General features: G+C 69.7%; 23 protein-coding genes. 12 read left to right on the top strand and 11 right to left on the bottom strand.

Annotated elements, in window-relative coordinates; genetic code table 11:
• The first annotated feature begins 130 nt into the window (after positions 1-130).
• From dnaK to Aiant_RS09535, 8 genes are all read left to right on the top strand, one after another.
• Entirely contained in the window at positions 131-2,017 is a 1,887-nt protein-coding gene (gene dnaK, locus Aiant_RS09570) for a molecular chaperone DnaK (RefSeq protein WP_189336662.1), read from the top strand.
• A gap of 6 nt (positions 2,018-2,023) precedes the next feature.
• Positions 2,024-2,566, top strand: a complete 543-nt coding sequence (locus Aiant_RS09565) for a nucleotide exchange factor GrpE (RefSeq protein ID WP_189336663.1) — start codon at positions 2,024-2,026, stop codon at positions 2,564-2,566.
• The gene (locus Aiant_RS09560; RefSeq protein WP_189336664.1) at positions 2,567-3,526 is read left to right on the top strand and encodes a DnaJ C-terminal domain-containing protein; all 960 of its coding nucleotides are present in this window, start codon (positions 2,567-2,569) and stop codon (positions 3,524-3,526) included.
• Complete coding sequence (locus tag Aiant_RS09555) at positions 3,523-3,852, top strand: chaperone modulator CbpM (protein ID WP_189336665.1); 330 nt, start codon at positions 3,523-3,525, stop codon at positions 3,850-3,852. Before Aiant_RS09560 ends, Aiant_RS09555 begins: the two co-directional genes overlap by 4 nt.
• A complete protein-coding gene (gene clpB / locus Aiant_RS09550) occupies positions 3,843-6,467 on the top strand; it encodes an ATP-dependent chaperone ClpB (RefSeq protein WP_189336666.1) in 2,625 nt (874 codons plus the stop codon). The genes Aiant_RS09555 and clpB overlap by 10 nt, the downstream gene beginning before the upstream one ends.
• A 1-nt stretch (position 6,468) precedes the next feature.
• A complete protein-coding gene (gene trxA, locus Aiant_RS09545) occupies positions 6,469-6,903 on the top strand; it encodes a thioredoxin (RefSeq protein WP_189336667.1) in 435 nt (144 codons plus the stop codon).
• Positions 6,900-8,567: an FAD-dependent oxidoreductase gene (locus Aiant_RS09540; protein ID WP_189336668.1), complete on the top strand. Its 1,668-nt coding sequence runs from the start codon at positions 6,900-6,902 to the stop codon at positions 8,565-8,567. The genes trxA and Aiant_RS09540 overlap by 4 nt, the downstream gene beginning before the upstream one ends.
• Before the next feature lie 122 nt (positions 8,568-8,689).
• Positions 8,690-9,856: a low temperature requirement protein A gene (locus Aiant_RS09535; protein WP_212847029.1), complete on the top strand. Its 1,167-nt coding sequence runs from the start codon at positions 8,690-8,692 to the stop codon at positions 9,854-9,856.
• A gap of 28 nt (positions 9,857-9,884) precedes the next feature.
• On the opposite strand, the gene Aiant_RS09530 is transcribed toward Aiant_RS09535, so the two are convergent.
• Complete coding sequence (locus Aiant_RS09530) at positions 9,885-10,991, bottom strand: response regulator transcription factor (protein WP_212847028.1); 1,107 nt, start codon at positions 10,989-10,991, stop codon at positions 9,885-9,887.
• 100 nt (positions 10,992-11,091) lie between these two features.
• Positions 11,092-11,742: a fasciclin domain-containing protein gene (locus Aiant_RS09525; RefSeq protein WP_212847027.1), complete on the bottom strand. Its 651-nt coding sequence runs from the start codon at positions 11,740-11,742 to the stop codon at positions 11,092-11,094.
• Between the two features lie 219 nt (positions 11,743-11,961).
• On the opposite strand from Aiant_RS09525, the gene Aiant_RS09520 reads away from it, so the two are divergent.
• From Aiant_RS09520 to Aiant_RS09510, 3 genes are read left to right on the top strand one after another with little or no spacing between them, the layout of a single operon-like run.
• Positions 11,962-12,786: a DUF4397 domain-containing protein gene (locus tag Aiant_RS09520; protein ID WP_189332366.1), complete on the top strand. Its 825-nt coding sequence runs from the start codon at positions 11,962-11,964 to the stop codon at positions 12,784-12,786.
• Positions 12,783-13,463, top strand: coding sequence for a class F sortase (locus Aiant_RS09515; protein ID WP_189332367.1), 681 nt, complete (start codon positions 12,783-12,785; stop codon positions 13,461-13,463). Before Aiant_RS09520 ends, Aiant_RS09515 begins: the two co-directional genes overlap by 4 nt.
• Positions 13,464-13,512: 49 nt before the next feature.
• On the top strand, positions 13,513-13,992 hold the full coding sequence (locus Aiant_RS09510; RefSeq protein ID WP_189332368.1) for a GNAT family N-acetyltransferase: 480 nt from the start codon (positions 13,513-13,515) through the stop codon (positions 13,990-13,992).
• A gap of 3 nt (positions 13,993-13,995) precedes the next feature.
• Here the strand turns inward: Aiant_RS09510 and Aiant_RS09505 are convergent, their stop codons facing one another.
• From Aiant_RS09505 to Aiant_RS09475, 7 genes are all read right to left on the bottom strand, one after another.
• The gene (locus tag Aiant_RS09505; protein ID WP_212847026.1) at positions 13,996-15,090 is read right to left on the bottom strand and encodes a pentapeptide repeat-containing protein; all 1,095 of its coding nucleotides are present in this window, start codon (positions 15,088-15,090) and stop codon (positions 13,996-13,998) included.
• Positions 15,091-15,177: 87 nt separating this feature from the next.
• Positions 15,178-16,896 carry a M28 family peptidase gene (locus Aiant_RS09500; RefSeq protein ID WP_189332369.1) on the bottom strand — a complete coding sequence of 573 codons (1,719 nt, stop codon included), beginning with the start codon at positions 16,894-16,896 and terminating at the stop codon, positions 15,178-15,180.
• 91 nt (positions 16,897-16,987) lie between these two features.
• Positions 16,988-17,512 (bottom strand): hypothetical protein, encoded by a 525-nt coding sequence (locus Aiant_RS09495; RefSeq protein ID WP_189332370.1) that lies wholly within the window; start codon positions 17,510-17,512, stop codon positions 16,988-16,990.
• Positions 17,509-19,563 carry a galactose oxidase early set domain-containing protein gene (locus Aiant_RS09490; protein ID WP_189332371.1) on the bottom strand — a complete coding sequence of 685 codons (2,055 nt, stop codon included), beginning with the start codon at positions 19,561-19,563 and terminating at the stop codon, positions 17,509-17,511. Before Aiant_RS09490 ends, Aiant_RS09495 begins: the two co-directional genes overlap by 4 nt.
• On the bottom strand, positions 19,560-20,702 hold the full coding sequence (locus Aiant_RS09485) for a glycosyltransferase (protein WP_189332372.1): 1,143 nt from the start codon (positions 20,700-20,702) through the stop codon (positions 19,560-19,562). The genes Aiant_RS09490 and Aiant_RS09485 overlap by 4 nt, the downstream gene beginning before the upstream one ends.
• Positions 20,703-20,836: 134 nt before the next feature.
• Positions 20,837-22,402 carry an ArnT family glycosyltransferase gene (locus Aiant_RS09480; RefSeq protein ID WP_189332373.1) on the bottom strand — a complete coding sequence of 522 codons (1,566 nt, stop codon included), beginning with the start codon at positions 22,400-22,402 and terminating at the stop codon, positions 20,837-20,839.
• Positions 22,399-23,577 carry a glycosyltransferase gene (locus tag Aiant_RS09475; protein WP_229830465.1) on the bottom strand — a complete coding sequence of 393 codons (1,179 nt, stop codon included), beginning with the start codon at positions 23,575-23,577 and terminating at the stop codon, positions 22,399-22,401. Before Aiant_RS09475 ends, Aiant_RS09480 begins: the two co-directional genes overlap by 4 nt.
• 487 nt (positions 23,578-24,064) lie before the next feature.
• On the opposite strand from Aiant_RS09475, the gene kduD reads away from it, so the two are divergent.
• Positions 24,065-24,817, top strand: a complete 753-nt coding sequence (gene kduD, locus Aiant_RS09470; protein WP_229830468.1) for a 2-dehydro-3-deoxy-D-gluconate 5-dehydrogenase KduD — start codon at positions 24,065-24,067, stop codon at positions 24,815-24,817.
• A gap of 14 nt (positions 24,818-24,831) precedes the next feature.
• Here the strand turns inward: kduD and Aiant_RS09465 are convergent, their stop codons facing one another.
• Both Aiant_RS09465 and Aiant_RS09460 read right to left on the bottom strand, forming a co-directional pair.
• Entirely contained in the window at positions 24,832-25,443 is a 612-nt protein-coding gene (locus Aiant_RS09465) for a VOC family protein (protein ID WP_189332376.1), read from the bottom strand.
• 28 nt (positions 25,444-25,471) lie between these two features.
• Entirely contained in the window at positions 25,472-25,807 is a 336-nt protein-coding gene (locus Aiant_RS09460) for a VOC family protein (protein ID WP_189332377.1), read from the bottom strand.
• Between the last annotated feature and the right edge of the window lie 56 nt (positions 25,808-25,863).

The raw sequence follows: 25,863 nt of genomic DNA, 5'->3' as shown, positions 1-25,863 counted from the left end.
ATCTGCCAATCGACACCCGTAGCGGCTGCTGGTGTGGTGAAAACAGGGAGCCGGCGATCACGTGTGCATGCCGGGCGACACGGCTCCCGGATATCTCAAACCCACCCGCGATGTTGGAGGAGAGAGAGTCATGCCCAAAGCAGTCGGCATCGATCTCGGCACCACGAACTCGGTTATCGCGACCGTGGAAGGCGGGCAGCCGACCGTCATCGCCAATGCGGAGGGCGCACGGACGACCCCGTCGGTGGTGGCCTTCACCGAGCAGGGCGAGCGTCTCGTCGGTCAACTGGCACGCCGCCAGGCGATTCTCAATCCGAAAGGCACCATCTATTCGGCGAAACGTTTCATCGGACGCCGCTTCGACGAGGTGTCCAGCGAGCTCACCACGGTGACGTTCGACGTGGTTTCCGGCCCCGACGGTGCGGTCCGGTTCGAGGTCCGCGACAAGCTCTACGCGCCTGAGGAGATCTCCGCGCTGGTGCTGCGCAAGCTGGTCGAGGACGCGTCGAAGTTCCTGGGTGAGCGGGTCACCGAGGCCGTCATCACCGTGCCGGCCTACTTCAACGACGCCCAGCGCCAGGCGACGAAGGATGCCGGCCGCATCGCCGGGATAGAGGTGCTGCGGATCATCAACGAGCCGACGGCGGCGGCGCTCGCGTACGGCCTGGACAAGAAGGAACACGAGACCGTCCTGGTCTTCGACCTCGGTGGGGGTACCTTCGATGTCAGCATTCTGGACGTCGGTGACGGCGTGGTGGAGGTCCGCTCCACCGCCGGCGACACTCATCTGGGCGGCGACGACTTCGACCGCCGGCTCGTCGACCACCTGGCCGAGGAGTTCCAGAAGACCGACGGCGTCGACCTGCGTCGTGACCCTCAAGCCCTGCAACGGCTCTTCGAGGCCGCCGAACGTGCCAAGGTGGAGCTGTCGTCGGTCACCCAGACGATGATCAACCTGCCGTTCATCACGGCGGACGCCAACGGCCCCAAGCACCTCAACATGACCATGACGCGTGCGAAGTTCGACGACCTCACCAGCGATCTCGTCGAGCGGTGCCTGAGTCCGGTGGAACGCGCCATGTCGGATGCGAAGGTGACCGCGAACGACATCGACGAGGTCATCCTGGTCGGCGGCTCGACCCGGATCCCGGCCGTGCAGAAGCTGGTCCGCCGGCTCACCGGTGGCAAGGACCCGAACATGACGGTCAACCCGGACGAGGTCGTCGCGCTCGGCGCGGCGTTGCAGGCCGCGATCATCAAGGGTGAGGTCAAGGACGTCCTGCTGCTCGACGTCACCCCGCTGTCGCTGGGCATCGAGACCATGGGCGGCGTGATGACGAAGGTCATCGAGCGCAACACCACGATTCCGGCCCGGCGGACCGAGACCTTCAGCACCGCGGCCGACAACCAGCCCGCCGTCGACGTGGTGGTCCTTCAGGGCGAGCGGGAGAAGGCGGACGACAACCGGGTGCTCGGCCGGTTCCGGCTGGAGAACATCCGGCCCGCGCCCCGTGGCGAGCCGCAGATCGAGGTCACCTACGACATCGACGCGAACGGGATCCTGAGCGTGTCGGCCCGGGACAAGGACACCGGCACCGAGCAGCGCATCACCATCAGCGAGAGCTCCAACCTGGACAAGGCGGAGATCGACCGGATGGTCCAGGACGCCGAACGCCATCGTGGTGAGGACGCCCGGCTGCGCGAGATGATCGACGCCCGCAACGAGCTCGACTCGGCGGCGTACCAGGTGGAACGACGGCTGACCGAACTGGGCGACGCGGTGCCCGTGCATGAGAAGGGCCGCGCCGAGATGCTCGTCAGCGACGCACGCCAAGCGATCAAGGACGACGCGCCGCTCGACCGGCTCCGCTCGCTCACCTCGGAACTGCAACAGGTCTACCACGGCCTCGGCACCGGTGCCGGCGGCGGCCCGTCAGCCGGTGGCTCATCCGCACCGGGCGACTCGCCGGGGAGACAGGACGACGACGTGATCGACGCCGAGTTCACGACCGGATGACCGGCGATGACCGATCAGGAACGGGAGCCGGCAGCAACCGGTGCGGCCGCACCGTCCGGCCCGCCGGAACCGGCCGCTGACGGTACGGCCCCGCAGGCCCGTGACGAGACCGCGGAGCTGCGTGCCCAGTTGGCCCAGTCGGACGAGCGCTACCGGCGGGCGGTGGCCGACTACGACAACCTGCGTAAGCGGATGGCGCGCGACGTCGACCGGGAGCGCGAGGACGAGCGGGCCCGGGTGGCGGCCCGATGGCTGCCCGTCCTCGACAACCTGGAACTCGCCCTGCAGCACGCCACCGCTGAACCGGCGTCGATCATTTCGGGATTGGAGGCCGTCCGCCAGCAGGCACTCTCCGTCCTCGCCGACCTGGGTTATCCGCTGCGCGCCGACCTGAACGAGCCGTTCGACCCGAGCCGGCACGAGGCGGTGGCGGTGCTGCCGGCCACCGGCGCCGCGCCGGGCACGATCCTGCAGGTGGTCCGGCCCGGTTACGGCACCGACGAGCGTCCGCTGCGGCCCGCCGCGGTGGTCGTGGCTAAGGGATCCTGAATGGCGCCGGCCCGCGACTTCTACGACACGCTGGGCGTCGCCAGAGATGTCAGCACCGACGACATCCAGCGGGCGTATCGCAAACTGGCCCGGACCTATCACCCGGACGTCAACAAGGATCCGGGCGCGGAGGACCGGTTCAAGGACATCTCCGAGGCGTATGACGTGCTCTCCGACCCGGAGCAGCGGCGGCGTTACGACGCCTTCGGCCCGGACTTCCGCCAGGTGCCGCCGGACATGGATCAGCAGGCCTGGGCACGCGCGCGGGCGGGCGCCGGGGCTCGCGGCGGTGGACAGACACGCCGCGGCGGCGGTCCTGCGGAGCAGGCCTACACCTGGTCCGGTGGCTTCCAGGACATCGACCTGGAGAGCATGTTCGGCGGCATGTTCGGCGGTCGCGGCGGCGGCCGCTTCGGCCCTGTGCCGGGCGCGGACCAGGAGGCCGAGATCGAACTGCCGGTCGAGGAGGCGTACGCCGGCGGTCACCGGACCGTCACGCTGTCCGGCCCGGACGGCAGCCGCACGCTCGACGTGACGATTCCGCCCGGGGTCACCGACGGCCAGCGGATCCGGCTGAGCGGCCAGGGCGGCCGCGGCAGCGACGGCGCCACGGCCGGTGACCTCTACCTTGTGGTGCGGCTGGCACCGCACCCGCGGTACCGGGTCGACGGACGGGACATCACCGTCACCCTGCCGCTGGCGCCGTGGGAGGCCGCACTCGGCGCCTCCGTCGCCGTCGACACACCCGGCGGCGAGGGAAAGGTCCGGGTTCCCCCGGGCACGTCCAGCGGCCGGCGGTTGCGGCTCAAGGGACGGGGCCTGCCCGACCCCCGCGGCCGGCCGGGTGACCTGTACGCCGAGGTCCGGATCCTGGTCCCGCCGAAACCGTCCGACGAGGAACGGCGGTTGTTCGAGCAACTCGCCGCGGTCTCCACCTTCGACCCGCGGAGGCAGCAATGACCTACCCCCTCGTCCGGGCGTCAGGGCAGACGCTCGGCCGTCAGAGCTTGACCGCGTTCTGTCATTCCGGCGACGTGCACCCGGAGATGGTCCAGCGGCTCGTCACGCTGGGCATCCTGGACCCCGAACGCGACGACGCCGGCAACCTGTGGTTCGGCCGTGATCAGGTGCTCGCTCTTGCCCGCGTCCGCCGCCTGCGCGCCGGCCTGGGCGTCAACTATGCCGCCCTCGGCCTCGTGATCGACCTGCTCGACCGCGTGGCCGCCCTCGAGCACGAACTTCGTGTCACGACCTCTCGACGCACCGGAGGCAGATCGTGGACCTGAACCGGCTGACCCAGAAATCGCAGGAGGCCCTGCACGATGCCCAGACCAAGGCGCTGCGGTACGGCCACGCCGAGGTCGACGGCGAGCACCTGCTGCTCGCCCTGATCGAGCAGCCGGACGGGCTGGTGCCCAGGCTGCTCTCGGCGACCGGCGTCGACCCGGACAAGCTACGGGACCAGGTGGAGGCGGAACTGGACCGGCGTCCCCGGGTCAGTGGACCTGGCGCCGCACCCGGTCAGGTATTCGTCACCCAGCGGCTGGCCCGGCTGTTCGACGCCGCCGAGCGCGAGGCGAAACGGCTCAAGGACGAGTACGTCTCCGTCGAGCACCTGGTGATCGCCATGCTGCAGGAGGGCCGAAGCTCCACCGTCGGCCGGTTGCTCAGCGACGCGGGGCTCACCCGGGACGGCTTCCTCCAGGAGCTGACGAAGATCCGAGGCAACCAGCGGGTGACCTCGGCGATGCCGGAGGTCGCGTACGAGGCGCTGGCCAAGTACGGCCGCGACCTGGTCGCCGACGCCGCCGCCGGCACCATGGACCCGGTCATCGGGCGCGACGGCGAGATCCGCCGGGTGATCCAGATCCTGTCCCGCAAGTCCAAGAACAACCCGGTGCTCATCGGTGAACCGGGCGTCGGCAAGACCGCCATCGTGGAGGGCCTGGCCCAGCGGATCACCAACGGCGACGTGCCCGAGGGACTGCGGGACAAGGTGGTGTTCGCGCTGGACATGAGTTCCCTGGTGGCCGGCGCGAAATACCGCGGCGAGTTCGAGGAACGGCTCAAGGCCGTGCTGTCCGAGGTGAAGGCCGCCGAGGGACGGATCCTGCTGTTCATCGACGAGCTGCACACGATCGTCGGCGCCGGGGGTGGCTCCGAGGGCGCGATGGACGCCGGCAACATGCTCAAACCGATGCTCGCCCGCGGCGAACTGCACATGATCGGCGCGACGACGCTGGACGAGTACCGCAAGCACATCGAGAAGGACGCGGCGCTGGAGCGCCGCTTCCAGCCGGTGCTGGCCGAGGAGCCGACCGAGGAGGATGCCATCTCGATCCTGCGCGGACTGCGGGAACGGCTGGAAGTCTTCCACGGCGTGAAGATCCAAGACGCGGCGCTGGTCGCCGCGGTGGTCCTCAGCCGCCGGTACATCTCCGACCGTTTCCTTCCGGACAAGGCGATCGACCTGGTCGACGAGGCGTGCGCCATGCTGCGTACCGAAATCGACTCGATGCCGGCCGAACTCGACGAGCGCACCCGGCGCCTGACCCGCCTCGAGATCGAGGAAGCGGCCCTGTCCAAAGAGGAGGACGCGGCGAGCCTGGCCCGCCTCGACCAGCTCCGCAAGGAACTGGCCGACCTGCGCGCCGAAGTGGACGCGCTGCGCGCCCAGTGGGACGCCGAGCGGCAGGCCCTGCGCAGAGTCCAGGACCTGCGCCGGGAGATCGAACAGATCCGGCACGAGGCGGAACAGGCGGAACGCGACTACGACCTGAACCGGGCCGCCGAGTTGCGGCACGGCCGGTTACCGGAGCTGGAGCGCCGGCTGCAGGCCGAGGAGGAGCGGCTCACCGCGAAGCAGGGCGGCAAGCGGCTGCTCCGCGAGGTCGTCACCGAGGCCGAGATCGCCGGTATCGTCTCCCGGTGGACCGGCATCCCGGTCAGCCGGCTGACCGAGGGTGAACGCCAGAAGCTGCTGCGCCTGGACGAGATCCTGCACGAGCGGGTGATCGGACAGGACGAGGCCGTGCAGTCGGTCACCGACGCGATCATCCGCGCCCGGTCCGGCATCAAGAACCCGCGCCGGCCGATCGGGTCGTTCATCTTTCTCGGTCCCACCGGAGTCGGCAAGACGGAGCTGGCCCGCACGCTGGCCGCGGCGCTGTTCGATACCGAGGACAACATGGTCCGGATCGACATGAGCGAATATCAGGAGCGGCACACCGTGAGCCGGCTGGTCGGGGCGCCGCCCGGATACGTCGGCTACGAAGAGGGCGGGCAGCTCACCGAGGCGGTCCGGCGCAAGCCGTACTCGGTGGTGCTCTTCGACGAGATCGAGAAGGCGCACGCGGACGTGTTCAACACGCTGCTGCAAGTGCTCGACGACGGGCGTCTCACCGATGCGCAGGGCCGTACCGTCGACTTCCGCAACACCGTGATCATCATGACCTCGAACATCGGCTCCCAGTATCTGCTCGAAGGCATCTCCGACGCCGGTGAGATCAAGCCCGAGGGCCGCGAACTGGTCATGGGCGAGCTGCGGCGGCACTTCCGGCCCGAGTTCCTCAACCGTGCCGACGACATCGTGCTGTTCAAGCCGCTCACCCAGCCGGAGATCGAGCGCATCGTCGACCTGATGTTCAGCGAATTGCGCGAGCGGCTGGCCGAGCGGCGGATGACGCTGCAGGTCACCGACGAGGCACAGCGCTTCATCGCCCGCCAGGGATTCGATCCGGTGTACGGCGCCCGGCCGCTGCGCCGCTTCATCGCCCGTGAGGTGGAGACCCGTATCGGCCGGGCGCTGCTCGCCGGGGACGCCCGGGACGGCGCGGTGATCCGGGTGGACCTGATCGACGATGAGCTGACCGTCACCTACGAGCAGGCGCCGGAGGAGTGACGTGGGCAGCAAGGTGATCGAGTGCCCGAGCTGCGGGCAGAAGAACCGGGTCCTCCCGGCCGCCGAGGGCATCCCGCACTGCGGCAACTGTCACAAGCCGATGCCCTGGATCGCCGAGGCGGGCGACGACGACTTCGGTGACGTCGCCGAGCGGGCGACCATCCTGGTCCTGGTGGACATGTGGGCGACCTGGTGCGGCCCGTGCCGGCAGGTCAGTCCCGCGCTGGAACAGGTGGCCCGCGACCTGGCCGGCAAGGTCAAGCTGGTCAAGGTCGACGTGGACAAGGCGCCCAAGGTGTCCGAGCGGTTCACGATCCAGGCCGTACCCACGCTGATCCTGATGCGCGACGGCAAGGTGGTGGCGCGCCGGGCGGGCGCCGCGCCCGCCGCGGTCCTGCGCAGCTGGACCGACGAGTTCTTGCGGAGTGCGGCGTGAACCCGGACCAGGAGCGGCTCGCCGAGACGCCGGATGTGGCCGGGGCCTATCCCCGCCTGTCCGACGAACAGATCGGCCTGCTGAGCCGCCGCGGCGAGAAGCGGCCGGTGCAGGCGGGCGACGTGCTTGTCGCCGAGGGCCGGCGGGACCGCGACTTCCTCGTCGTGCTGTCCGGCACGGTCGCGGTGATCGAGGGGTACGGCACCCCGAAGGCCCGGACGGTCCGGGTGCACGGCCCGCGCCGGTTCCTCGACGAGCTCGGCCTGCTCACCGGCCAGCCGTCCTTCGTCTCGATGGTCGCGCAGGAACCGGGCGAGATTCTCGCGGTGCCCCTGCCCGGGCTGCACGAACTGGTCCGCGAGGAGCCCGACCTCGGGAACCTGATCCTGCGCAGTTTCCTTACCCGCCGGGAACTGCTGATCGGCAGCATCACCGGCATCAAGATCGTCGGCTCGCGGTTCAGCCCGGACACCCGCCGCCTGCGCGAACTCGCCGCCCGCAACCGGGTGCCGCACACCTGGATCGACCTGGAGGAGGATCCGGACGCCGAGGAGCTGTTGCATCGGCTGTCCATCAGGCCGACGGACACACCGGTGGTGATCTGGCGGGACAAGGTGCTGCGCAACCCCTCGAACGCGGAACTGGCCCGGGTCGCCGGCCTGCGGCGCTCCGGCCACGACGAGAGGATCTGCGACGTCGTCGTGGTCGGCGCGGGACCGGCCGGCCTCGCCGCCGCCGTGTACGGCGCCTCCGAGGGACTCGCGACGATCGTCCTCGACGCGGTGGCCACCGGCGGGCAGGCCGGTACCTCCTCCCGGATCGAGAACTACCTGGGTTTCCCGGCCGGTATCTCGGGTGCCGACCTGGCCGACCGTGCCGTGGTGCAGGCGAAGAAGTTCGGCGCCGAACTCAACGTGCCGGCCGAGGCGGTTCGCCTCGAATGGCACGACAGCGACCAGATGGTGCACCTCGACGACGGGGCACGGTTGCGGACCCGGACGGTGGTGATCGCCACCGGCGCGCGGTACCGGAAACTCGACGTGCCGCGCCTCGCGGAGTTCGAGGGCACCAGCGTGTACTACGCCGCCACGTTCATGGAGGCGGTCTTCTGCGAGCGGCAGCCGGTGACGGTCGTCGGCGGCGGCAACTCGGCCGGCCAGGCCACGGTCTTCCTCGCCCGGCACGCCGCGCGGGTACGGCTGATCATCCGGCACGACGACCTGAACCGCGACATGTCCCGGTACCTGGTCGACCAGATCGAGCGACTGCCCAACGTCGAGCTGCTGCGCCGCACGGAGGTCACCGAGCTGATCGGCGACGACGGCCGGCTGGAGGCGCTCGGCGTACGCGACACCAGAACCGGTGAGCGGCAGGAGTTCCCGACGACGGTGTTGTTCGTCTTCATCGGGGCGCAGCCGTGCACCGGCTGGCTGGCGTCCAGCGTCGCCCTGGACGAGCGCGGTTACGTCCTGACCGGAGCGCAGGTGCGCACCGACGCGCCGCAGCCGGTGATGCTCGAGACCAGCCGGCCCGGGGTCCTCGCCGTGGGTGACGTCCGCAGCGGCTCGATCAAACGGGTCGCGTCCGCGGTCGGCGAGGGATCCATGGCCGTTCGCCTGATCCATGACCACCTGGCCAGGTTCGGACACGCTGCCGAGCGGTAGCGGTTCCGCACCTGACGCCCGGAAGGAACCATCATGTTGGAGACACTCAGCCGTCACTGGTGGGCGGTGGCCCTCCGCGGCGCCGCTGCCACCGCCTGATCGCGTACGGCCAGGGCCCGGACGTGCGATCGGCCGCTGCCGAACCCGCCATGGAGCCGCCGCAGCGTCCTGAGGACGACCGTGCGGTCGGTGCCCTGGAACTGTTCTTCGACCTGGTCTTCGTCTACGCGATGTCGCAGGTGACGCATCTGATCGAGGAACACCGCTCGTGGGCCGGGTTCGGTCACGGGGTGCTGGCGCTGATGGCGGTCTGGTGGGCGTGGGTCTGTTTCACCTGGCTGACGAACACCTCGGCGGAGTCGGGCACCCTGGCGCGGACGCTGATCTTCCTCGCCGTGTCGGCGATGCTGGTCGCGGCGAGTTCCCTGGTCGAGGCGTTCGGCGAGGCAATGGTGTTCGCACTGGCACTGCTCACGGTGCGCCTGCTGCACGTCGTTCTGCTGATCTACTCGGCGCGCCGGGACACACGGTGGCGACGCGCCCTCGTGCGGCTGCTGCCGGTCCTGCTCATCGGCCCGGGGCTGGTCGTGCTGGCCGCGACTCAGGAGTCGCCCCTGCGAGAGGCGTTGTGGCTTAGTGCGGTGCTCGTGGATTTCGGCGGCCCGGCCGTGTTCGGCATGGGCGGCTTCCACGTGCGTCCCGGGCACTTCGTCGAACGCCACGGCTTGATGGTCATCATCGCGCTCGGCGAATCCATCTACCAGATGGGCCGGGCGGCCACCGGCGATGTGCGCAGGGCCGACGTCCTGGTCGCCGTGGTGCTCGGTGTTCTCGTCTCGGCGGCGATGTGGTGGGCGTACTTCGGGCTGAAGCACGGTGCGGCGGCCCGGCTGCGCCGGGCTCCGGCATCCGAACGCGCCCGGCTCGCCCGGGACGCGTACAGCTATCTGCACCTGCCGCTGATCGCCGGCATCATCTGGTACAGCCTCGGGGTGGGCGAGTCGATCGCCCATCCCGACGAACCGCTGCCACCGCTGTCGGGGTTGGCCCTCTGCGGCGGCGCGGCGTTGTTCTACGCCGGCGAGGTGTGGTACCGATGGCGTGATCATCACGAGATCGCGACCGACCGCCTGGTCACCGCGGTCGTCCTGATCGCGCTCGTCCCGATGGCGACGGCAGTGCCCGCGCTGAGGATCCTGGCCGCCGTCACCGCGGTCAGTGTGGCGTTCGTGGGGTGGGAGGTGTGGCGGCAGCCGGAGATCGGCGGCGCACGTCCGCAGCCGGACTGACCGCGATCCGTGACGCGTTCCCGCGCCGTCACGAGGAGGCGCTGCCGTGGCCCGCGTTGTCCACGAGGCCGTACGGGACGTAGAGGCCGGAGCGCAGTGCGAGCACAGCGGCGGCCGTACGCGTCGGCGCGCTCAACTTCGCTCGAATGTGTTCGAGGTGAGCGGCGGCGGTCCGCGCGGTGATGGACAGCCGGCTCGCGATGCCCTGGTTGGCGTACCCCTCGATCACCAGTCCGAGGACGACCAGTTCGCGAAACGTCAGACCGCGAAGGTCCCCCGCCGGCGAGAGCACGACGAGCCCGACGGGTTCCTCCGACGTGCCCGGTGGGCAGGCGAGTCCGGTGACCCGGATGTAGCGCTGCTGGCCCCCGTCCGCCGGGATCGGGAAGAGGAAGGACGTGTGCCGCACCTGGTCGCTGAGATGGCCGACCGCTGTGGTGACGATGTCGGGGCGTCCGATGAGCAAGGGATCGGAGGGCATCCCGGGCAGCGGGACGACGGTGCCCCGCCGGTCGACGGCAGCGGCGGCGACAGCGCCCTGCACCAGCCGAGCCAGCCCGCTCAACGAGTTCATCGGGTCCAGGACGGCCGTCATCGCGTGCGCGATCACCACCATCGCGTCCCGGGCATCCACGGTCGGTTGGACGGCGGTGTCGGTGTGCAGGGTCAGGACACCCAAGTGGCGGCCATCCGGTGTGACGAGCGGAGCCGCGACGACTTCCCGGAAGCCGATCGGCCACCACTGCTCGGACCAGCACGGCAACTCCATCGCGTTCGGCACGTCCTGCAACCGCACGGGCCGGCGTCGCCGCAGCAGACCGGTCGTCTTGCGCTGCGCGGTCAGATCCGCCGATTCCATGTACGCCAGGCCATCCAGGTCGTGACCCGCGGACGCCACCGTGGTGTAACCACAGTGATCCTCGTCGAGCGTGCCGATCCAGCTCGCCACGAACGGCACCAGGCGGCTCATCGGATCCCACACGAAATCCAGGTCTCGCGCCGGATCACCGCTCGGTGTCAGCCGGTGGATCTCCGCTGCCAGGTCCAATGCCATCCCGAGCGACTCAGTCACTGCCTGCATCTCCTCGAGAGGCCTGGTGAAGATGCGGCGCATACCCCTCGCGAGCGAAACCAAACCTCCATGACCCACCCGGATCAGAAATGACAGAGCACGCGAACGACCCCGGACGCGAGGGGCAGCCCGCGTCCGGGGTCGTTCCTGGCGGTGAGGCAGGTCAGGGCAGGTTGATCGGGCGCAGGACGCGGTCGATGCCGTGGGCGATCTGCCGGTTGCCCTTGTTGATGTCGAACCGGACCACCCGCGGGTTGCGGTCGCTGCGGTCGGCGTCGATCAGCGAGATCCGCTTGTGCCAGCGCGGCCCGTACACGTTGACCTTGATCGTCGAACCCGCCGCGGTGGTCAGCCGGGCGTTGTCCGACTTCAGCGCCGCCTTCTTGGTGATCGTGGCGCCCGGCACCACGTGGTAGAGCAGCACCGCCTCGACCGTGTCGATGCCGAGACCGGCGACGGCGGTGAACGCCTTCTTCTCACTCGGCAGCTTCTTGGCCTTGGTGATGTCCTTGACGAGCAGCTCGAAGGCCCGGTCGTTGGGCAGGAACGCGGTCAGGGCGGTCTTGCCGTCGGCGAGCACAGCGACCTTGCTGCCCGGCTTCGCCTTGAGCACGGCCTGCACAGCGGCGGTGAGGATGTCGTAGTCGTGACCGTTGTGGTCGAAGCCGCTCTTGTCCGCGGTCAGCACCGCGGCCAGCGACTTGGTCTTGAGCGGCTTGCTGCTGGCCTGAGCGGGTGCGGCCCCCAGGGCCGAGGCGACGACAGCGGCGGTGACGACAGCGGCGGCCTGCTTGCCGAGACGGGTGAACCTCATCGGTGAGCCTCTTTCCGATCGGGAACGGGTGGTGGCTGCGATCGCCACCACCCGTACTTCGACCCGAGCCCGCCGGATGGATGCATGACGTTCTCGGCATCGGCCCGATTCCCGGCAGGTTGCGGGTGCCCTGTTTTTCGGTGGCCCGCATCCAACCGCCGCGACCGTGGCGAAGGACATGACGTAGCCAGTCAATGAGGACGACCTGGAGGAGATCCGATGCGCATTCTGCCTTTCGGCCGCGCCGCCGCTGTCGGCGCCGTGTCCCTGCTCGCGTTCGGCGGCTTCGCGGGGTTTGCCGCGTCCCCGGCGTACGCCAAGGCGAACTCGAAGGTCACGGTGGTGCACGGGATTCCCGGCCAGCCGGTCGACGTCTATGTCAACGGCAAGAAGACCATTCCGGACTTCCAGCCCGGTAAGGTCGCCGGCCCGCTGAGCCTGCCGGCCGGGGAGTACGACATCGCGCTCACCAAGCCCGGTGACGCGATCGGTGAAGCGCTGCTGACCGTCAACGATGCCAAGGTTCCCGGTGACGCCGACATCAGCCTGGTCGCCCACCTCGACGAGGGCGGCAAGCCGGCCCTGACCCCGTTCGTCAACGACACCAGCAAGCTCGGCGCCGGCCAGGCCCGGCTGATCGTGCGGCACACCGCGGCGGCTCCGGCCGTCGACGTCCGCGCCGGCGGCAAACCGGTCTTCACCGGCGTGACCAACGGCAAGGAAGGCAAAGCCGACCTCGCCGCCGGCACCGTCTCGGCCGACGTGGTGCTGGCCGGCACCGACGACCGGGTGCTCGGCCCGGCCGACCTGGACCTCGAGGAAGGCACCGCGACCATCGTGTACGCGGTCGGCTCCGCCCAGGACAAGTCCCTGGACATCGTCTCGCAGAGCATCGAGGGACTGCACTCCGCGCCGGGCGGCGTGCCCAGCGGGGACGGCGGCGCCGCCGACGGCAACGGTTCGCTGCCCTGGTACGGCGCCGGCGGCGTCGGCATCCTGCTCGCCGTGTTCGGGCTGACCCGGCTGGTCACCGCCCGCCGATGAGTGTCACGCCCGCGGACCGCACGCCCCGGCGCTCGCCGGGGCGTGCCCTGCTGCTGACGGCACTGGGTGTGGTGCTCGCGGTCTCGGCCGCCGTGGTCATCCACCGCGCGCAGCCCCGCGAGGACTTCGGCGCCCCGGCCGTCACCGTCCTGGCGTCGTCGGCGCCTTCCGAGGCGGCCACGAGGGTGCCGGTCGTCGACGGCACCGTGCCGGCGATCACCGCCGTCGACCGGCCGGCTCGGTTACGCATCCCGGATCTCCGCCTGGACGCGGCGGTCGACGCCGTCGGCATCGAGCCGTCGACCGGCGAGTTCGCCGTTCCGCCCAGCGTGGACCGGGTGGGCTGGTACCGATACGGACCGGGCCTCTTCGCCACGGCCGGTTCCATCGTCATCGCCGGCCATGTGGACAGCGCCGCGGAAGGCAAGGGGGCCTTCTTCCGGCTCGGTTCCCTGGACAGCGGGGACCGGATCATCCTCACCGGCGACGGCGGCGAGGAGCGACAGTTCGAGGTGGTGGCCCGGGAACGCTATCGGAAGACGGCCATCCCGTTGCCGAAGTACTTCGCTCGCGACGGCGCCGTCCGGCTTACCCTCATCACCTGCGGTGGCCCGTTCGACGCGGAAACCCGTCACTACCGCGACAACGTCGTGGTGACGGCCGCGGCGCGCCCCTGACGACCGGATCCCGGATCCGGCCGCGACTGTCCTATGAGATCATCCGGCCATGGCAGAGATGGTCGTCCGGCAGATGACGCAGACCGAGTTCGACGACTGGCGCAGCAGGGCGATCAAGGTCTACGCCGAGGAACAGGTGGCGGCCGGCAACTGGGCGGCCGGTGAGGCGGAGCGGCTCGCGGCGGAAGGGCATGACGCCCTGCTGCCGGACGGCTTCGACACCCCCGGGATGCTCTTTCTCCTCGCTCACGACCCGGACGGGAACCGAGTCGGCATCCTCTGGCTCAGCCTCACTCACCCGCGCGGCGTGCCCGACTGCGGCTTCATCTACGACATCGAGGTCGACGAGGCGTACCGCGGGGCGGGTTACGGCCGTGCGCTGCTGACCGCGGCCGAGAACGAGCTGCGCTCCCGTGGGGTGAGATCGCTCGGCCTGAACGTGTTCGGGGACAACACCCCCGCGGTTCGGCTGTACGAGAGCTCCGGCTACCGCGTGGTGACCCAGCAGATGGTCAAGCCCCTCGACTGAGGCTCACGGTGCCTCCTGGAACAGCGCCGGCGGTTGCAGCAACGGTGAGGGCTCCGGGCCCGGGTCGGCGCCGGTGACGATCCCGGCGGCCTGGACGTCGAAACCGGCCGGCCAGCGGGTTTGATCACTGGCCACCGCACCGTCCAGCCGGGCGCCGTCCAGGTCGGCCGCGCTCAGGTCGGCGCCGCGCAAGTCGGCGTCGCGCAGGTCGGCGTCGCGGAACACCGCTGTCCCGGCCCGCGCTTTCCGCAACTGCGCTTTCCGCAGGTCGGCCCGGGTGAAGTCGGCGCCGGTCAGCAGGGACTCGACCAGCAGGGCGCCGCGGCAGTCGGCCAGCACACAGCGTGCCTCGGTGAGGACGGCCCGGCGCAGGCTCGCGTGCCGCAGGTTCACCGACACCAGCGAGGCCCTGGTCAGGTTGGCGGCGAACAGGCTGGCCGACTCCAGGCTCGCCCGGTCGAAGTTCATCCGGTTCAGCCACAGGCCGTCGAAATCGGCTCGGCGCAGGTCGGTCAGGCTCAGGTTGAGCCACGGGTCGGCGCGCTCGAACCGGCCGAGGACGCCGACGCAGGTCAGGGCGAGCTGGCTGTCCGGCGCGCGGGTCTCCAACGGCAGGATCTTGTTGATGTCGGGTTCGGCGGTGGACGACCAGGGCTGGTGGGTGCGCAGGAACGCGGCCATCGTCGAGATGACGGCGTCCCGGTCCCGTTCCGAATGCTCGGCCAGCCGGCGCAGAGCGAGCAGGCCCCCGATCCGTACGTCCTGCTTGTCACTGCCGAGTTGGTCGACGGCCCGGCTGAACTGCCCGGTCAGGTGCCCTTCCTGGGTGATCCGCAGGGTGGCCTGGCTGACCCTCAGCTGACGCCAGGTGGCCAGGGCGCCGAGGAACACCACGATCCCGGCGGTGGTCTGCAACAGCGTGCCCCGCACGTTGTTGATCGCGGTGAGCCGCTCCTGCGCGGTGACCGGCCGCCCGCCCAGGTCGTGGTCGACCACCATGCCCGGCAACAGCACCAGCGCGGCACCCAGCAGTACGACACCCAGCACACCCAGCGGCCAGGCGACGAGCCGACGCCAGCCGTGATCCCCCGCTGTCACGCGGTGAGCCTAATCGATTCCGCGTACGGGTGACGGGCCCTGGCGTGCTCGGCCAGGACCCGTCACCGTGCGTGGAACGGCTCCGCGTCAGCTGACGGTGAGCGCGGTGTCGTCGATGACGAACGACGTCTTCAGCGAGGCGTCCTCGACCCCGGTGAACTTGAGGGTGACGGTCTGCCCGGCGAAGGCGGCCAGGTCGTACGAGCGCAGGGTGTACCCGCCGGCGTTGAGGTTGGAGAACACCTGCAGCGTGGTGGTGCCGACCTGCACCGTCAGCTTGTCGTACTGGCTGGTGGTGGTCGTCTCCGCCGTGCTGATCTTCAGGTAGAACGACAGCGCGTAGGAGCTGCATCCGCTGGGCAGGGTCACCGACTGGGACAGGGTGTCGGTGTGTGACGAGCCGTAGCCGTCGAGATAGGCGTCGCGGGTGCCGGTTCGCGGCGATCCGTCACCGGTGTTCGCGCCGATGACTCCGGACGTGGCGGTCCACGGTGTGGTTCCGGATTCGAAGCCGGGATTGCCGAGCTTCTGTCCGGCGCCGGTGCAGCCGCCGGTCCCGGTGACCGTCAGTGTGTACGAAGCGCTGTGGGTCACCGAGCCCGCTCCCGTCACCGTGATGGTGTACGAGCCGGGAGCGGCGGCCGTGGTGGTCGCGACGGTCATGGTCGACGATCCGCCGGAGGTGACCGTCGCCGGGCTGAAGCTCACCGAGACACCCGCGGGAGCGCCGGAACTGGTCAGCGTGACGGTCTGCGCGCTGCCCGCGGTGGTCGCGGTGTTCACGGTGGCCGTGGCCGAGGAGCCCGGGTTCACCGAGCCCGCGCTCGGGCTGAGCGACACCGAGAAGTCGTTGGCCGTCGGCGTGCCGGTGGTGAGGGTCCAGAGGGCGTATTCCTCGGCGTTGGCCCACCGGCCCAGCGACGTGCTGTTGACGTTCGACGGGTACGAGTCGCAGGCCTTGTGGTAGCAGGAGTCGTACGCCTGCCCGGCGGTGCCGCCCCACTTGGTCACCTGGGCGCTGGTCTTCGTGTAGCTGGCCCCGGTGGAGTTGATCGACGACGGGATGCCGGCGTTGCGGAACGAGCCGTCGTCGCTGCAACACTCGGTGGACGTCTCGGTGGGTACGTTGATCGAGGTGAAGTACTCGCGCAGCTTCACGGCGATCGCGTCGGTGCCCGTCACGAAGTAGCCACCGTTGGTGGACGCGACCATGTCGAAGGTGCCGTACGCCTTGATCGCGGTCTTCTGGGCCGAGGTCAGCGAGTTGACGTAGAACTTGGAGCCGATCAGGCCCTGCTCCTCGCCGGCCCACCACCCGAACCGGAGGTGGTTGGTCATGGTCGGATTGTTCGCGGCCAGCGTGAGCGCGGCCGCCAGGAGGGTGGCCGAACCGGAGCCGTCGTCGTTGATGCCCGGCCCGGCTGACACGCTGTCGGAGTGGGCACCGAACATGTAGGTCTTGCTGGTGTCGCCGCCCGGCCAGTCGGCGATGATGTTCTTCGCCGAGCCGCTGCAGGTGGTGCAGGTCTGCACGGTGACGGTGAAGCCTGCCGCTTGCAGTTTCTGCTGGAGATAGGTCGTCGTCGCGGTGTGCCCCGACGTGCCGGTGGCCCGGTTGCCGCCGTTGCTGGTGGCGAAGGTCTGTAGTTGTTGCAGGTGGGCGTTGACGTCGGCGACATTGACGGTCGGCGGTGCGGCCAGCAGGGAAGTGTCGGCCGAGGCCGCCGCCGGCAGAGCGCCGACCGCCATCGTTGCCGCGACGAAAACAGCTAGGGCAGGTCTTGCCGTCACCGTTCTGAGTCTCATGAGGGGCTCCTAGGGTCGAGGCCGATGTGCGGCCCGCCGTAGGAGAACAGGAGTTCACCACCCAGCACAAGATATTGAAACACTTATATCTTTAGTTACAGGCGGTGCCGTCACCGTCGGGGTCGAGGTTTTGCACGTCGCGACCGGCCACCTTCAGGTCGGTGAAGCCGTGCGCCGCGAGCCAGGAGCAGGCATCCGTGACGCCGGCCGGAAAGGTCAGCGGGACGCATTGGGTGGGGGTGCCGTAATTGTGGTCGCAGCCGTCGGCGAAGGCCGGGACCTTCACCGGAGCGGTCGGCGACTTCTTCGCGGGCAACGGACTTGCGGTGGCCCCGTCCGCGAAATGCTGGACGAACGGGGCCGGCGAGGCGGCGGGCGCGACAGCCGGCGGCGTCGTCCCGGCCGGCTCCACGGCCGGCTTCACGGCCGGGGCCGCCGACCGTGAGGCCGCGGTGGGCGAGGGGAACGGCCACGTCGAATCGGTGATGGCGGGCGCGGCGGCAGCCACCGGTGACGGCGTGTCGAGGCCCGCCCGGACGAGCGCCACCAGCACCGCCGCGGCGGCCGCCACCAGGGCGGCCACCGCGGTGAGCGTCGTGATGCGTCGGAGGGTCATCCGACGTGGACCCACTGCGCGACCGACGGGACGCCGTTCGTGCCGACCACGAAGAGCATGTACCAGCCGGGTGGGGCGATGTTCGGGTTCGAGGTCAGGTTGAGGCCGATCGTTGCGCCGTTCACCGACATCGGCAGGTCGACGAAACGCTGGTTGGGGTCGCTGGAATGGGTCACCGCCTCGGGGCGGATCAGCTCCGCCTTGAGGATCGGGCCGTCGACCGTGATGGTCCGGGTCGACCCGTACGCCCACTGATTCGAGGACACGCTCAGGATCTGCGGCCGGGCGCCCTGGAACAGATACGGCGGCGAGTAGACCGACAGGCGCATGTCGAACGAGCCGTTGCCCGGGTTGTCGCCGACCGCCATCACCCGCCCGTCAGGCAGCAGGAACGCCGACGAGTGATAGGTCCGCGGCACCGGATCGGTGGCCATCCCGGGTGTGAACGTGTTGGTGGCCGGGTCGTACATCGACGCTTCGTACACCGGGTCGGCGCGGTTGTGCAGGCCGCCGCCGGTCTCGAAGACCTTGCCGTCCGGCAGCAGCACGGCCGAGACATACATCTTGCCCGTCGGAAGCGGCGGGCCGGCCGTGTAGACCGGGTTGGCCTGCTTCAGATCGATCACGTCGGTGAGCGCGTTGGCGTCCGGGTTGCTGTCGATGTTCCCGCCGCCCATCGTGAGCACCTTCTGATCCTGCGCGGGCGGGAGAAGCACGCTCATCGACTGATCCCGCTCGTCCTTCCTCTGCAACCCGCTGACCGGCGTAATGGAAGAGGTGTCGTAGTTGTAGATCGACGCCCCGGTCCCCGGCAGCCCGTTCCCGAACACGTGACTGCCCGAATAGAACAACCGCCCGTCCTGCATCAGGATCATCGACGGATACAGGCCCCAGAAGTTCCACGTCTGGTGCGCCTCGTCGAGCCCGAGCCAGCGCTGCTCGGCGTTCGAGAAATACTGGGTGGCCACCGTCCCGGACGAATCCTCGCCGAGCCCACCCAGCGAGATCACGTCCCCGTTCCCCATCACCGTCGCCGACGGATACCACGAGCCGGCGGTCATGTCGTTGACCCGGGTGTACGCATTGGTGGCCGGATCGAAGACGTACGAATTCCTCAGTCCCTCATAACCGTGGCTGCCGTCCGCCGCCGGATAATCCTTGTTCCCGCCCATCACCAGCACCCGCCCGTCCGGCAGCTGCACGTGCCCGGAGCAGAACAGATCGGCGGGTGTCGCCACATTGGTGAACGTCCCGCTGCTCGGGTGATAGACCGCCGTCTTGAAGGTCTTGGCGGCGAAGTCGTCCGGATTGTTGCCGGACCCGGCCACCAGCAGCACGTCCCCATTACGCAGCACCACCGAGTGAATGCCGCGCACCGGAGAATCGAACGGCATGACCGCCCAGGTGCCCTTGGTGCACGCCGCTCCCGCGCTGCACGACGTCCCGGCCGCCGGGGCGGTCACGTCGTTCACCGCGTAGTCGTCGGTCTGCAAGGTGCCGACCCCGTAGATGGTGACGCCCCAGACGATCTGGTCCGTGCCGACCGGCACCTCCGGCGTCCGGACCGTCTTCTGTGTCCAGGCCGAGGTCACCGGCAGCGTCGCCAGGTCGGTCCAGTACACCCACCCCTGCGCCACGTCGTGCCGGAACATCGTGATGACCGTGTTCGCGGTCGTCGTCTTGTACCAGACCGACAGGTCGTATTGATGGTGCGGCGTGACGTTCGGCGCGCACGACGGGTTCTCCAGCATCATCGCCTTGCGGTCGCCGTTCGGCGCGGTGGCGAGCGTGATCTGCATGGCGTTGGCGCCGGTGTGTCCGGGACCGGTCAGCCCGAAGGTGAAGCTCTGGTCACCCCACCCCGACTTCTCCCAGCACACCGGGAACCCGTTCGCGTCGAGTTTCTCCAGGCCCGGGTTGGCGATCAGGTTGGCGCTCGCCTGCGCCGCGGCCGGCACGGTCGCGGCGATCACCGCGAGGAGAACGACGATGAGGGTACGAGCGATCTGCTTGCGGTTGGTGTCACTCAGCAATGGTCGTGGGGCGGTCACGCCGTCACCGTCTTCAACACCCGCGCCCGATAGATGACCTTGTCGGAGATCAGGAACCGAGCCACGAACGAGATCACCAGCGTGATCAGGCTCGCCCAGAGCACCCCGAGGTGCGCGCCGTCGACCAGCAACGCCAGCAGCGGGATCCGCAGCAGCAGGTCCACGTTGCCGAGCAGGAAGAATCGGCTGATCCGGCCCCAGAAGCTGCGGTGCGCCCGGCGCGAGCGGTAGAGCAGCGTGTCGGTCAGGGTGAAGTTCCACCCGACCGCCACCTGGTTCGCCAGCACCGCCGCCGGCAGGTAGTGCACGCCGGCCAGGTCGTTGAGCACCCACAGCGCGATCAGGTTGGGCAGCAGTCCGGAGACACCGATCAGGCCGAACATCAGCATCCGGGCCCGCTGGGTGCCGAACCGCAGCATCCCGAGATGCTTCATGAACCGGACGCCCTCGGCCATCGACGACTTGGACTCGCCGGCGTGCCGTGGCTGGAAGGAGTACGGCACCTCGACGATCCGGCCGGGCCGGTTGCGGACCACCAGCTCCAGCAGGATCTTGTAGCCCAGCGGACGCAGCTCCTCGACCTCCAGCGAGCTGGTCCGGATCGCGAACAGCCCGCTCATCGGGTCGCTCACCTGCAACAACGAGTTCCGGAAGATCAGTTTGGTCACCGCGGTCGAGCCACCCGAGACGAGCCGCCGATACCCGCCGGACAGGCCGTCCCGGTTGCCGCCACCCGCATAGCGGCTGCCGACGACCAGGTCGGCGCCGTCCCGGGCGCCCGCCCCGATCAGGGTGGGCACGATCTCCGGCGGGTGCTGGAGGTCGGCGTCCATCACCACGATCCACTCGCCGCGGGCCAGCCGCATGCCCTCGACCACCGCGCCGCCGAGCCCGCCGACGCCGTCCTCACGGTGGTGCACGGTCACCGGGATCGGGCAGCTCAGCGCCGCCTCGGCGATGACCTCGGGGGTGTCGTCGGTGCTGTCGTCGACGAAGACGATCTCGGTCTCGTCGGCCGGCAGCGCCGCGGTGAGCCGGGCGAGCAGGGTGACGATGTTGTCCCGCTCGTTGAAGGTCGGCACCACGATGGTCTGCCGCAACGCGGTCCGCACGGGCAGCTCGCCGATGGTCCCGCGCATCGTCGCGCGCACCTTGCCGGCCCGGGCCTGAGCCGCCGAATCCGACGCCGGCGAATCCGAAACGGGCGAATCCGACACGGGGGAGGCCGACACGGGTGAGGCCGAGGCGAGCTCGGCTGGGTCGCTGGTGACGGTCATGCGGTAGCTCCCTTGTCCACACGGCGGATCTCGATCTGGCCGTCCTGTGGGCCGAACGAGGCGATCACGGTCGAGTTCGTCAGCAGGGTCCGTACGGTGGGAAGGCTGTTCGGGTCCTGGCGCATGGCCGGCGTCGACACGACGTAGTCCACGTCCCGCCAGCCACCGGGCAGCCGCTCGGCGACCGCCGAGTCAAGATCGATCTTGTAGAACCAGATGACCCGGTCGGGCGGGTATCCGGCGTCCACACAGTCGAGCCAGAGCACGTCGTCGACCACCACGGTCGCGCCCTCCCGGCCCGGCAACCGGTCGCGGATGTAGTCGGCGGCCTGCGCGTACGGCGCGTTGTCGTTCGTGGTCAGCGCCCGCTGATCACCCACGTACCAGCGCGGCGCCACCACCGCGACCGACAGCGAGATCGCCGCGCCGAGCACCGCCCACCGCCACCAGACCTGCACCGGAGGCAGGGCGGCGACGACACTGCCGATCACCCCGGCGATCGCGATCGCGAAGAACGGCAGGACCTGAACGACGTACATGGCCGGGAGGTAACCGCCCGGCCGCAGGGCGACCACGACGAGGACGGCGCCGGCCAGGGCGATCGGCCGCACCTGGCGCAGCGCGAGACCGGCGAAGCTGGCCACCGCCCCCGCGATCAGGATCACCGCGTCGTAGTAGAGCCACGAGTGCAGCAGCGACGACGCCCCCGAACCGGCCGTGAAGACGCTGCCCGACCCCGAGCGGGACCCGAGCTGGAACTGCCACGCGCCGATCAGCGAGACGTGCCCCGGACCGGGGAACAACTCGCCGCGCAGCACCGCGTAGAGCGGATAGAAGCAGCCGACCAGCACGAGACCGCTGGCGAAGGCGCCGATCGCCCACGGCCGGGTCGAGCTGCGGGCCGCGTTCTGCCACAGGGCCAGGATCACGGCCGGCAGGATGACGAGGATCGTCTCCTTCGACAGGACGGCGATCGCGGCCGCGGCGCCGGCCGCCGCGAAGTGCCACAGATGCTTGCGCGGCGACAGCGCCAGCGCGAACGCCCCGAGCATCCAGACGACCGCGAACGAGTCGAGGTAGATCTGCCGCCCCATGGTCAGGTAGAGCGGCGACAGACCGTAAGTGATCAGGGCGAGCGAGGCCGCCCAGCGCGGCAGGCCGATGCGCCGGCTCACCAGGTAGACCAGCAGCAGCCCGGCCGCCTGGACCGGCAGCATCGCGATCCGCCCGGCGGCCACCGCGGTCAGCCCGGGGGCCAGCCAGGCCGGGATCCACGCGAGTCCGGCCAGCTGGATCCAGGCCAGCGGCGGATGGTCGTACCAGTAGGTGTAATGCGCCAGCCCGCGGCCGTGCTGCACGGCCCAGGCCTGCGCCAGATAGGTGCCCTCGTCGTCGCTGGCCGTCGGGAACCCGGTGATGTTCCAGGCCAGCAGCGCCACGATCACCGCGGTCAGACCCAGCGCGATGACCAGGTCCGCTTTCGGCTTCCGGTCCTTCTTGCGTACGCCGTCAGCCGCGTCCGGGACGGCGGGCAGTGGCGCGGCGAGCTCGATCGTGGTCATGCGGGCGTCACCTCACGCAGGTGGGCGCCGACGTGGGAGGTCAGCTCCCAGTTGCGCCGGCCGGTGTACTCGCGCCAGACGGCACGCAGCGCTGCCACGGCCAGGACGATGGCGTACGGAAAAGCTCCGATGATCAAACGGGCGTAGTGGTGCCACTTGATGGACAGCCGGTATTCCTTGCCGAAGTCGCGCAGGCCGATCACCTGGAACATCAGGGTGGCCACCATCGGCAGCACCGGCAGGAACGTGAACAGGGCGACGAGCACGGGCAGCTCCGCCCAGATCGCGATCGCGACGCCGATCGGGATGACCACACCGGAGAAGGCCTGGATGAACGGGCCGGTCAGCGTGTACCGGGCCAGCAGGCGCTGGCGCATCGCGGGCAGCCGCCGCCACTCACCCTTGCGCAGCACCTGGAGGAAGCCCTGGTGCCAGCGGGTGCGCTGCTTGAGCAGGCCGTGCAGCGAGTGCGGCGTCTCCTCGCGGGTGACGATCGTCGAGTCGTAGGCGACGACCACCTTGGACCCCCGGCTCGACAGGCGCACGCCCAGGTCGCAGTCCTCGGCCAGGCAGGTGCCGTCCCAGCCGTTGGCCTTGCGCAGCACGTCGGTGCGGACGAAGACGGTGTTGCCGCCGAGCGGGATGAAGCCCTTCTTGGCGTGCAGGTGCAGCCGGCTGCGGAACCAGAAGAAGTACTCCAGGCAGTTGTGCAGGCTGTACCAGCTGGAGTGGAAGTTGATCAGCTGGACACCGCCCTGCACCACGTCGGCGCCGGTCGCGCGGAACGCGTGGTCGACGTGCTCCAGCAGCTCGGGGTGCACCTGGTCCTCGGCGTCGAACACGCCGACGACGTCACCGCGGGCGTACGGAAGTGCGGTGTTGAGCGCCCGGGGCTTGTTCTTCACCTCGTTGTGGTCGGTGACCACCAGGATCCGGCCCGGCGCCGTGCCCGCCACCCGGTGGGCCACCTCGGCGGTCTCCGGGTCGTCGTGCCCGACGATGATGATGATCTCGAAGGCCTCGTGTGTGGACTGGAGCAGCCGCTCCACTGTGTGCTCCAGGACAGCCTGTTCGTGCCGGGCCGGAACCAGGAGCGAGAAGGTCAGGTGTTGTTCCCCGTCCGGCGGCGCGAATCGCGTGGCGGCCAGGGTCTCCGGCGTGCGCCAAGCGTGCATCGTCCACCACAGCGTGACCGCTGCGAATGCCGAGAGAACCACCGAGACGAAAACCATGACGGCGGCAGCCAATGTCCTATGCCTCTTCCCGCAAATCGGCGGGCCCCACCCCCGCCGTTCGGAAAGGACCCTAACTGTCGGAGGACCATGCCTTTCAAGTCCGCTGTCGACTATTTTGCAGTGCGCGCTGAAGCGTTTTCGAAGCCGAAACGCTGCGGCAACACCAACTCGGACATGCCGGAAATGGCAGGCCAGGAGTGTTTTTCGAGTCCGAGAAGGACGGTTGATGTCAGGAATGTTTCGGATGGTGCCGCGCGCTATTCCTGCCGAAACATTCCGCCATTGTGGAACGCATCCCGCCGGACGGTCGACCGGAAGTGGTGTCCAGCGAGTCAGCCGGCCGCGGGTCGCATGTGGTGCGCGGCGACGCGTGCGGGATATCGTCGCCTTCGTTCACGTCGCGCCACGCGGTGGCTTGGGAGGATCGGTGCATCCGTTCGACCTGCACGGCCGCCGCGCCGTGGTGACCGGCGCCGGCCGTGGCCTGGGACAGGCCATCGCGCTCGGGCTCGCCCGGGCCGGCGCCGACCTGCTGCTGCTCGGCCGGCCGGGGAGCCAGTCGGGCACCGTCGAGCAGGTCGCCGGCCTCGGCCGCGACGTGGTGGCCGTCGACCTCGACGTCAGCGATCACGATGCCGTCGAGCGGGTCGCCGCCGGGATCAACCGCGACCACCGGGTGGACATCCTGGTCAACAACGCCGGCATCATCGAGCGCGAGGACTCGGTGGACGTCAGCCGGCACTCGTGGAACCGGGTGCTGGACGTCAACCTGAGCGGTCTGTTCCTGCTGTGCCAGGCGTTCGGGCGGCCGATGACCGAGCGTGGACACGGCAAGATCGTCAACGTCGCCAGCCTGCTCTCCTTCCAGGGCGGCATCCGCGTCGCGTCGTACGCCGCCAGCAAGCACGGCGTCGCCGGGATCACCAAGGCCCTGGCGAACGAGTGGGCGCCCCTCGGCGTGCAGGTCAACGCCATCGCGCCGGGCTACATGGCCACCGACAACACCACCGCGCTGCGCACCGACCCGGACCGGGCCCGATCCATCCTCGAACGCATTCCCGCCGGTCGCTGGGGAGAGGGCGCCGACATCGCCGGTGCGGCCGTCTTCCTGAGTTCCCCCGCCGCCGACTACGTCAACGGCCACGTCCTGGTCGTCGACGGTGGCTGGATGGCCCGCTGACCGAGCTGTCCGGCTCAGGCCGAGGCGGCCTCCCACACGAAGCCGTCCGGGTCGGCGCCCGGCGCGCCGCCACCGATCACCACCCGGTGTGACCCGGTGCCGTCCACCGGCACTCCGGCGGCCTTGGCCAGCGCCTTCCGCTTCAAGAGCGACATCTTTACGGTACGCGCGGGGGCCTTGAACTCGACGTACCTGCTCCCGAAGCTCCGGCCGACGGTGAAGCCGCCGGCGACGTAGTGGCGCTTGGCGGCGGCCACGTCGGCCACGCCCAGCTGGAGGACGATGTCGTCGATCTCCGTGGAGGCCGGGGCGGTGTTCTTCTTCGACGGGGACGCGACCGTCACGACAGTGCCGTCCGGGGCCCGGACGACGCCGCCGTATCCGAACAGGGACTTCTCAGCCGGCTTCACGATGGTGGCGCCGGCGGCCAGGGCGGCGTCGACGAGTGCGTCGACGTTCGCCGGCTGGGAGACGACCAGCGACAGGGTGAAACCGCGGAACCCGGTGGTCGGCGCGTCCGAGGCGCGGACGCGGACCCAGGCGCCCAGGCCGAGGACGTCGGTGTAGAAGGTCTCGGCGGCGGCGGGGTCGGCGACTTCGAGGGTGATGTGCTCGATGCTTGTCATGACGTGGTTTCCTCTCGGTGGGTGGTGGTCAGCGCTGGAGGAGGCCGAGGACGTTGCCGTTCGGGTCCTCGACGATGGCGGCGAGCCGGCCGGCGCCGACATCCTTGGCGCCCTGCCGGGTGAGCCAGCCCGCCGCGACGGCCGCGTGCAGGGTCGCGGGCACGTCGTCGACGTGGCAGTAGTTCACCGGGCCGGTCATCCCGTGGTTGTGGCCGTTGGGGTCCAGGCCGATCTCCTGGTCCCCGACCCGGAAGCCGACGTAGTACGGCTCGTCCGCGTAGGGCTCCACGCCCAGCACCGCCCGGTACAACGCGCTGGCAGCCGGCAGATCGCGTACCGGAATGATGATCGTCTTGATGGACATGCGGAAAGCTTGCCGCCGGTGGGGTGCCGCGAACATCCGTGCTGACCACGGAGACC

This window comes from Actinoplanes ianthinogenes, from assembly GCF_018324205.1.
Classification (GTDB): domain Bacteria; phylum Actinomycetota; class Actinomycetes; order Mycobacteriales; family Micromonosporaceae; genus Actinoplanes; species Actinoplanes ianthinogenes.
The sequence above is the reverse complement of the archived record's forward strand: the minus strand, read 5'-3'. Positions and strand labels throughout refer to the sequence as shown.